We start from the raw sequence: 8,019 nt of genomic DNA, 5'->3' as shown, positions 1-8,019 counted from the left end.
CCAAAGTAGTGAGCGTGATCATCCCTAAAAAACTGGCCGGAGATATCCGTGCCATCAAGGTGGTGTGCTAGCCATGACAGAAAAAGCAAACATTATCTGCCGCTGCGAGGAAATAGAGATAGACGAGATCCGCGAGTGGATTGCCGAGGGCTACACGAATTTTGAGGAACTTAAAAGGATTCTGCGCGTCGGGATGGGGCCGTGCCAGGGAAGAGGGTGCCGCGACATAATACTTCGCGAACTATCGAAGGCTACCGGCAAACCCATCTCAGAGATCGACCCCGGAACCATAAGGCCTCCGGTAAAACCAATCAAGCTCGGCCTCCTCGCCGGGGACGAATAGGAGGTGCAGGTTATGGAATTTCCGAAAACCGCTGATGTTGTAATAATAGGCGGGGGTGTCGTAGGCACAGCCACGGCATATTACCTTGCAAAATCAGGAAGAAAGAATGTCGTGCTTGTTGAAAAGAACACAGTCTGCTCAGGCTCGACGGGCCGCTGCGGAGCGGGCATACGCGCACAGTGGGGGCTGGAACTCAATTGCCGTATGGCTTTGGCCTGTCTCGATACATTTGAACATCTCGACGAAGAACTTGGTCTGCCCACCGGCCTTAACCAGGGCGGATACCTTCTTGTAGCGTATAAAGAGAAGGAATGGGAGCAGTTCAAGAAGAACGTAGAACTCCAGCACAGCCTGGGCATAAAGACAGAGATATTTACAGACGTAAAAAGGGCCCAGGAAATCTGCCCTGGCGTCGCTGTCGAGGATGCGCTCGGATTCACATTCCATCAGAGAGACGGCCATGCGGACCCGTTTCTCACAACATTCGCCTTTCAGGAAGCGGCAAAGCGCTACGGGGCAAAGTTCTACAAGTTCACAGACGTGACCGGTCTTAAGACCGAGGGCGGAGTTATAAAGGCAGTAGAGACAAACCGCGGAACCATCGAGTGCGGTCAGGTCATCAACTGCGCAGGGGCGTGGGCTCAGGACATTGCAAGGATGGCCGGGATCATCCTGCCAAACTGGGCGGAGCGTCATGAGATCATCATTACGGAACCTGTAGATCCAGGCGTGTGTCCGCCAATGCTTATGAGCTTCAGCGGGAACTATTACATACAGCAGCGTCCGCACGGATCGATAATAGCAGGCGAAAGCCCGTCGCACGAACCGCTTTTGGACTATACATCAACCGCACATTCGATTGCAAGCATAGCGAGGACAATAGTCAAGATGCTCCCCCGTGCAAAGAACATCCGCGTAGTCCGTCAGTGGGCCGGTTATTATGACATGACTCCGGATGCGGCGCCGATCCTCGGAGAGACCGATGTCAAGTGCTTCTGGCATGCAACTGGCTTCTCCGGCCACGGATTCATGCTGGGCCCGGTGGCCGGCCAGATCATGACCGCACTTCTCAACGGTGACAAACCGCCTATTGATCCTACTATCATGGACTATCACCGCTTTGAGCGCGGTGAGCGCATAGTAGAGCCGAACGTCGTCTAGTCGGAAACTTTAGGAAACGCCGGATCAAATGCACAAAAGAATTTTTATCCGTGTATTGTATCGAATAGCTTTTCCTTAAAATTTTATAGAAACACGGCAGCCGGCATATCAATATGCCGGCTGTCTTTCTTTTATTTTTTTGACAGAATATTCCCAGCAGATTTAACTGCTATAATCTGCAGATAACAATGTCAGGGGTGATAGAATAATGGAACTCGTCAACTTGAAGGGCGGCACATGGGCCGTCCCCGGGCCAGTCAATATCGGCGTCTATGTAAAAGAAAACGGCGCGGTGCTTATCGACAGCGGCAACAGTCCCGACGCAGGACGCAAGATATTGCGCCTTATAGAGGCAAATGGCTGGAACTTAAGATGGATAATCAATACACACTTCCATGCCGACCATGTCGGCGGAAACGCTTTCATCCAGAAACGCACGGATTGCGGTATCGCAGCATCACCCAAGGAGGCCTTTTTTATCGACTTTCCCGAGACGGAGCCACAGGAACTATGGTCGGGGGCCGCACCTAAGCAGCTGTGCAATAAATTCCTGCAGGCTGAGAAATCAAATGTGACAAGACTTTTTGCTCCCGGCGACGAGCTTGAGGGCTTCGGGCTTGCTGCCGTGGACCTTGCGGGACATGCACACGGACAGATCGGGGTCCGCACACCGGATAACGTGCTTTTTATCGCTGATTCAGCAATATCTGAAAAAATACTTGAAAAATACAGCATCCCGTTCGTCGCTGACTTTGAACGCGCTATGGCGACTTTTGATAACCTGGAGAAGATGGCTGCGGAAATATTTGTACCGTCACACGGGGATATATGCTCCGATATAAAGCCTATGGTCAAAGCCAACAGGAGCTGTCTTGAAAAACTTCGCAATGAGATAGCAGAGATATGCACCGAGCCAAAGACACGCGATGACATCCTCGCTTCACTGTCCATCCGCCATGGGATCAATATGAACCTTGCCCAGTACGTGCTCATATACAGTACCGCAGCGGCCATCATAACTCCGCTGATAGACTCCGGCGAGCTTAACATGAGCTTCGACGCGGGAACTCTATACCTGAAAAAGAGGGACTGACCTGCAGTACCGGATCAAGCAGGAGCAGGCCGCCAAAAAAACCGTGCGGCCTGCCCTTTAATGTTCTGCGGTCGGAGTGTTCCGGCCGGTCTTTTTGTTATCAGTCAGGTCTGCGTTTAAGCTTAAGCTGTTTCGATGCTGTGAAAACAGGAACGGGTTCACGGTCCGAGTCACGCTCCGCTCCCTCTTCTGCGCATGGATCTTCTTCTTTGTTGTCACTCTTGCGGTAGAGGACCTGCTGAGATTTCGAGCCGTCACGGTAAATCGTGATGCCCTTACAGCCCAGCTTCCATGCCAAAACATATATACCGAGCACATCTTTGACAGAACTGTTGTGGGGCAGGTTTACCGTCTTCGAGACAGCAAGGTCCGTGTATTTCTGGAAAACGCTCTGTGTCCGGACGTGAAAAACCGACGAAACGTCGTGTGAAGTCACAAAAACCGACTTTATCACATCATCGGGCAGCCCTTCCTTCAAGGCCTCGGCGTAGTAACGGTTGACCTGCTTCATTATTACCTTTGTCCCGTCTATCTGCGTGCGAACGCGAGTGTGTTCCAGTGCAAAAATAGGTTCTATGCCGGAGGAGCAGTCTGCCAGAAGCGCAATCGTCCCTGTAGGGGCTATACAGGTGAGCGTCGCATTACGGCGTCCAAGGTGCGCGAGATCCTCAGGTATGCCTTTCTCAATGCCGAGCAGCACCGATGTTTCATGGGCGGCAGCCTTTATAACGGACATTATCTCCCCGGCAAGCGCAAGTGCTTCCTCGCTGTCGTAAGGTATGCGGAGCTGAAAAAGAAGATCCGCCCACCCCATAACGCCCAGCCCTATTTTGCGCGTATGCCTTACGGCCTCCGAGATCTCCGGCAGCGGGTAGTGGTTTACATCTATGACGCTGTCAAGAAATCGCGTTGCGGTGGCTGCGACTTCTTTAAGCAGTCCATAGTCAAACCGGCCCTTTTTGAACATACCGGCAATATTTATCGAACCCAGATTGCATGCCTCGTTAGGATAAAGAGGCGATTCGCCGCATGGATTCGTGCTCATGAGCGGGCCAAGGTTCGGGGTTGTGTTTCCCCTGTTGATGGCATCGAGGAATATTATCCCGGGGTCGCCGGTGCGCCATGCGGTCTCCGCGATCTCGCGGAGAAGCTTTGCCTCTTCGCCGTCATGGTCGGCTTCAGCCTTTTCCATGAAACTGTCAAACATCCCGACTGATATGTTGAAGTTCGAGATCGTTCCGTCCGTATCCTTGCAGTGTATAAAGTCACGGATATCGGGATGGTCGACGTTGAGAATGCCCATGTTCGCGCCGCGGCGCATCCCGCCCTGCTGGACAGTCTCCGTCGCCTTGTCAAAAAGACTCATGAATGAAATAGGACCTGACGCACGGCCGTTTGTGCTGTTGACTTTCGCACCGGCGCTGCGCAGATTTGAGAAGTTGAATCCGGTGCCGCCGCCGCTTTTGTGGATCAGCATCTGCTTGCGGATAGCCTCGCAGATGCTTTCCATCGAATCCTCTATTCCTATGACAAAGCAGGCCGCAAGCTGGCCATGCGGCGCCGGCCTGCCGGAATTCATGATCGTGGGGCTGTTGGGAAGAAAGAGAAGCTTCGCCATCACATCGTAATATTCGTCCGCCCACTTATACTGAAGTGACAGCGTCTTCTCAGCAGACGCCACGTGATGTGCAACGCGGAGGAGCATCTGTTCCGGAGTCTCTATCGGACTGCCGAACTCATCTCTCCAGAGATAGCGGTCTCTGAGTATTTCCTGTGCTGATTTGCTGAATGACGGTTTGACTATCATGCTGTATAAGACCTCCCCATCCGACTCATAAATATTTAAAAGCACGAATAAACATATCGGATGACAAAGTCTATCATAGCATAAAAATCGGCAGATGGAAGAGGATAAACACTAGATACACGTCTATCTTATCCACTAAACACTATATATTGTGTGACTATCTATGTGGATATTTGTGATCCAAAAACATTTACTTGCTTATCTGCGCCATGTATCTTTTGAGAATAGGACCAGGACCGTGTACAGCTCAAGCCTGCCGCACAGCATGCAGAATGTGAAGACCCACTTTGCAAGTGGGTGCTGCGATGCGAAGTTATTAACAGGGCCTACAGCACCAAATCCCGGGCCTACGTTTCCCAGCGTTGTGGCTACGCCTCCTATTGACGTGATCATATCCTGCCCGGTTGCCGAAACAGCAATCACCGACAGTATAAAAATGATGAAGTAAAGCACTATAAAAGAAGTTACAGAGGATACCATTTTATGATCTATGGTTTGTTCCCCTATCCTTACGGGAACAGTTGCATTAGGATGTATAAATGTCTTGATTTCGGATGCTATCTGTTTACCGGCTATTTTCACACGTATACATTTTATTGCGCCTGCCGTTGAACCGGCGCATCCGCCAACAAACATGAGAGAGAGAAGCAGCATCTGCGTTAAAGGAGGCCAAAGCGAATAATCTGCAGATACAAAACCTGTTGTGGTAATAATGCTGACAACATGAAACGCTGCAAAACGTACCGCATCTGCTATATTCCCGAAAAAACCCTGCGCATAAATATAAATTGCGACAGCGCATGTTGAAAGAAAAATGATTTCGGAATAAAAGCAAAATTCCGGATCTTTATATGGCCTTAATGTCTTATTTTTTATAGCCAGAAGATGAAGGTTAAAATTTGCTCCTGACAAAAACATAATCAGTGTAAGGGCCCAATCGACATAAGATGAACTGTATGCAGCCGTACTTGCATTACGCGGCGAAAATCCACCTGTCGAGACAGCGGTAAATATGTGACATATTGACTCATAAACACTCATTCCGCCCGCGGCGAGAATTACTATACCGACAAAAGTCAGTCCCATGTATACTTTCCATAGCATTATGGCCATATCCTGTATGCGCGGGCTTATTTTTTCAAGAACCGGACCTGGAACTTCCGCTTTGAAAAGCTGCGTAACTCTCATGCCGAGCATCGGAAGCAGAGCTATAGTAAGAACGACTATACCCATGCCGCCCAACCATTGTGTTTCAGCACGCCACATAAGAATTCCCCTTGGGTTTATCTCTATATTTTTAAGAATCGTGGCTCCTGTCGTCGTAAAACCTGACATTGTCTCAAAATAAGCATCCGTAAACGATGGTATATATCCTCCAATCATATATGGCAGGCTACCTTGAAATGAAGCAAAAACCCAAGCAAGAGCGACAGCAGCGAAAGCTTCCCGTGTCCTCATATCCTTTGAGTCCGCTTTATGCCCTAATAAGAAGAGGAGCAACGAGAAAATCATACCTATGACAATAGAAATCGCGAATGCACTCACATCGCTTGTTCCATCTTTAAGAGCCCACAGAAGCGGAAACAGCATGCTCGCAGATATAAGAAGAACCATAGCGGAGAGAAATTTCGATACTATGCGGAAATTCACTTTAACGGCTCTCCAAGCTGCTGAATTGCCGAAGGCATTGTATCTGTTGAAGCAAAAACAACTATTTTATCGCCGGGTTTCAGTTCTGTTGTACCCGTAGGTATGAGAAAATCAGAGCCGCGCTCAAGAAGCCCTATGATCGCACCATCGGGAAGGTCGACATCCTTAAGTGCCTTCCATGCGGCAGGAGACCTTTCAGAAAGTATCAGCTCAAGCGCCTCCGCGCTTATTTCTTCAAGTACGGTCAGCACTCTGGAAGAGCCGGGGTAGCGCACATTTCTTATGATAACCTCGGCAATGGTCTGATTCCTGTTCAGTATCGAATCAACGGGGATATATTTCGTCATTCCGAGATAGTTAGGTCTTTTGACTACCGCTATGCTCTTAGAGGAACCAAGTGTTTTGCCTAAAACAGCAAGCATGAGGTTAGTTTCATCCTGGTCCGTAGCCGCCACGAAACCATCTGAAGATGCTATCCCCTCTGCAAGAAGAAGTTCCGAATCAGCCCCATCCCCGCATATTACAAGCACTCCCGGAAGTCCGGGGGCAACCTTCTCGCATTTCGCCCTGTCCTGTTCTATGATGCGGATATCAATTCTTGGTATTCTGTCGATAAGACGTTTGGCGGCCTGAAAACCTATCTTACCGGCGCCGATTATTAATACTCTTTTCAGTTTTTTTGTAAGCATGGGCTGGAACAAGGATTCTATTTCGTGTATCTGTTCGCGGTAACACATCGTATAGCATATATCACCAGGCCTTAGAATTTCCTTCGCCTTGGGCACAAAGCTTTTTCCTTCTCTCTGGATACATACGATGAGCGTTATAAGGCTTTTGTTCCTTTTTCTTACTTCAAAAAGAGGAAGTCCGCACATTGGAGAATCATCCGCAACGCGGAAAACGTATATGCCGGCCTTGCCTCCGGCAAGTTCAGCCGTATGCAGCGCGCCGCGTACTTCCAGCAATTCTTCTATTTCCTTCGCCACAGAACGCTCGGGCGATATAAACATATCGATGCCAAGGTCTTTCGCCCACGTGTCATTATCCGTGAATTCAAGACCAACCGCACGTGCTATCACATGCGGCACGCCCATTTTTTTTGCGATCCAGCATGCCATGATATTTACTTCATCTTTGTTTGTACATGCTATCAGAAGCGGAATGTCGCGGCAGCCGTCTTTGACTCCGGCACGATTAAGAACACTCGGCCTTGCGCCATTGCCCCTGATGACAATTGCATCAAGCTCATTCTCAGCACGCAATGCCCTCTCCTCGTTGTTCTCAACAACAATAATATCATGCCCGTCAGATGCCAGATCCCTGGCCACGTTATAACCGACCTCTCCGGCTCCTATCAGAACGATGCGCAAATCTATTCCGCCCTTCAGTGGTCTTAAATGAATGTCATCATTATTTATGTATCATATAGCACTTTTCAAATTAAAAGCAAGCAGGGCTTATTTTTTTGTAAAAAAACGGCGGATTTCTCCGCCGTTTTTAATTTGTTATATTACGCTTTTCAAAAAATGAACTTTTATTCTGACTATTTAGCCTTCCTTTTCGCACTCTCTGCATCTATTGTCCTTTTGAGCGCCCAAGCGAAGGATCCAAACCCCAGTATAATACAGAGAATCATATTGAAAACCCATAGTTTCATAGTGAAGTCCCCCTTTTTCTATATTACGGCAAATGCCAGTCACTTTGTTGGCGTGTATGAGTTTTTTTGCCATAGTGTTGTTAAGCAGACAGAGGACAAGGAAGAGCAGCGCCCATTCTACGACCATTACGCCCGGGGTATACTGGTACTTCGTAATTGGCCAGAATTTTAACCTGTAACTTTTCTGCAATTAGGTAATATGAATATCACAAGCATTAAGGAGCTTAGTGGTTTTAGATGACACTTCGGCGGTGATCCATTCACCGCCATTTATTCTTATCTTCGTTATTGACTTCAGATACTCAATC

At 48.7% G+C, this 8,019-nt stretch carries 6 protein-coding genes; 3 read left to right on the top strand and 3 right to left on the bottom strand.

Annotated features, from left to right (window positions below; translation table 11 throughout):
- Nucleotides 1–73 precede the first annotated feature (73 nt).
- From LLF78_04220 to LLF78_04210, 3 genes are all read left to right on the top strand, one after another.
- Nucleotides 74–343: a (2Fe-2S)-binding protein gene (locus tag LLF78_04220; GenBank protein MCE5201697.1), complete on the top strand. Its 270-nt coding sequence runs from the start codon at nt 74–76 to the stop codon at nt 341–343.
- Between the two features lie 12 nt (nt 344–355).
- The gene (locus LLF78_04215; GenBank protein MCE5201696.1) at nt 356–1,504 is read left to right on the top strand and encodes an FAD-binding oxidoreductase; all 1,149 of its coding nucleotides are present in this window, start codon (nt 356–358) and stop codon (nt 1,502–1,504) included.
- 208 nt (nt 1,505–1,712) lie between these two features.
- On the top strand, nt 1,713–2,597 hold the full coding sequence (locus LLF78_04210; GenBank protein ID MCE5201695.1) for an MBL fold metallo-hydrolase: 885 nt from the start codon (nt 1,713–1,715) through the stop codon (nt 2,595–2,597).
- 100 nt (nt 2,598–2,697) lie between these two features.
- Here LLF78_04210 and LLF78_04205 read toward each other — a convergent pair whose 3' ends face one another.
- The 3 genes from LLF78_04205 to trkA form a co-directional block, all read right to left on the bottom strand.
- Entirely contained in the window at nt 2,698–4,404 is a 1,707-nt protein-coding gene (locus LLF78_04205) for an adenosylcobalamin-dependent ribonucleoside-diphosphate reductase (GenBank protein ID MCE5201694.1), read from the bottom strand.
- Between the two features lie 198 nt (nt 4,405–4,602).
- Nucleotides 4,603–6,054, bottom strand: a complete 1,452-nt coding sequence (locus LLF78_04200) for a TrkH family potassium uptake protein (protein MCE5201693.1) — start codon at nt 6,052–6,054, stop codon at nt 4,603–4,605.
- On the bottom strand, nt 6,051–7,424 hold the full coding sequence (trkA, locus tag LLF78_04195; protein ID MCE5201692.1) for a Trk system potassium transporter TrkA: 1,374 nt from the start codon (nt 7,422–7,424) through the stop codon (nt 6,051–6,053). The genes LLF78_04200 and trkA overlap by 4 nt, the downstream gene beginning before the upstream one ends.
- Nucleotides 7,425–8,019 lie beyond the last annotated feature (595 nt).

This window comes from Synergistaceae bacterium, from assembly GCA_021372895.1.
Lineage (GTDB): Bacteria > Synergistota > Synergistia > Synergistales > Synergistaceae > JAJFTP01.
This window is presented reverse-complemented; position numbering and strand designations above follow the sequence as displayed.

Excerpts from the sequence above, each read along its gene's own strand:
- LLF78_04220 (MCE5201697.1), top strand. The coding sequence starts at position 74 with ATGACAGAAAAAGCAAACATTATCTGCCGCTGCGAGGAAATAGAGATA.
- LLF78_04210 (MCE5201695.1), top strand. The coding sequence starts at position 1,713 with ATGGAACTCGTCAACTTGAAGGGCGGCACATGGGCCGTCCCCGGGCCA.
- LLF78_04215 (MCE5201696.1), top strand. The coding sequence starts at position 356 with ATGGAATTTCCGAAAACCGCTGATGTTGTAATAATAGGCGGGGGTGTC.
- LLF78_04205 (MCE5201694.1), bottom strand. The coding sequence starts at position 4,404 with ATGATAGTCAAACCGTCATTCAGCAAATCAGCACAGGAAATACTCAGA.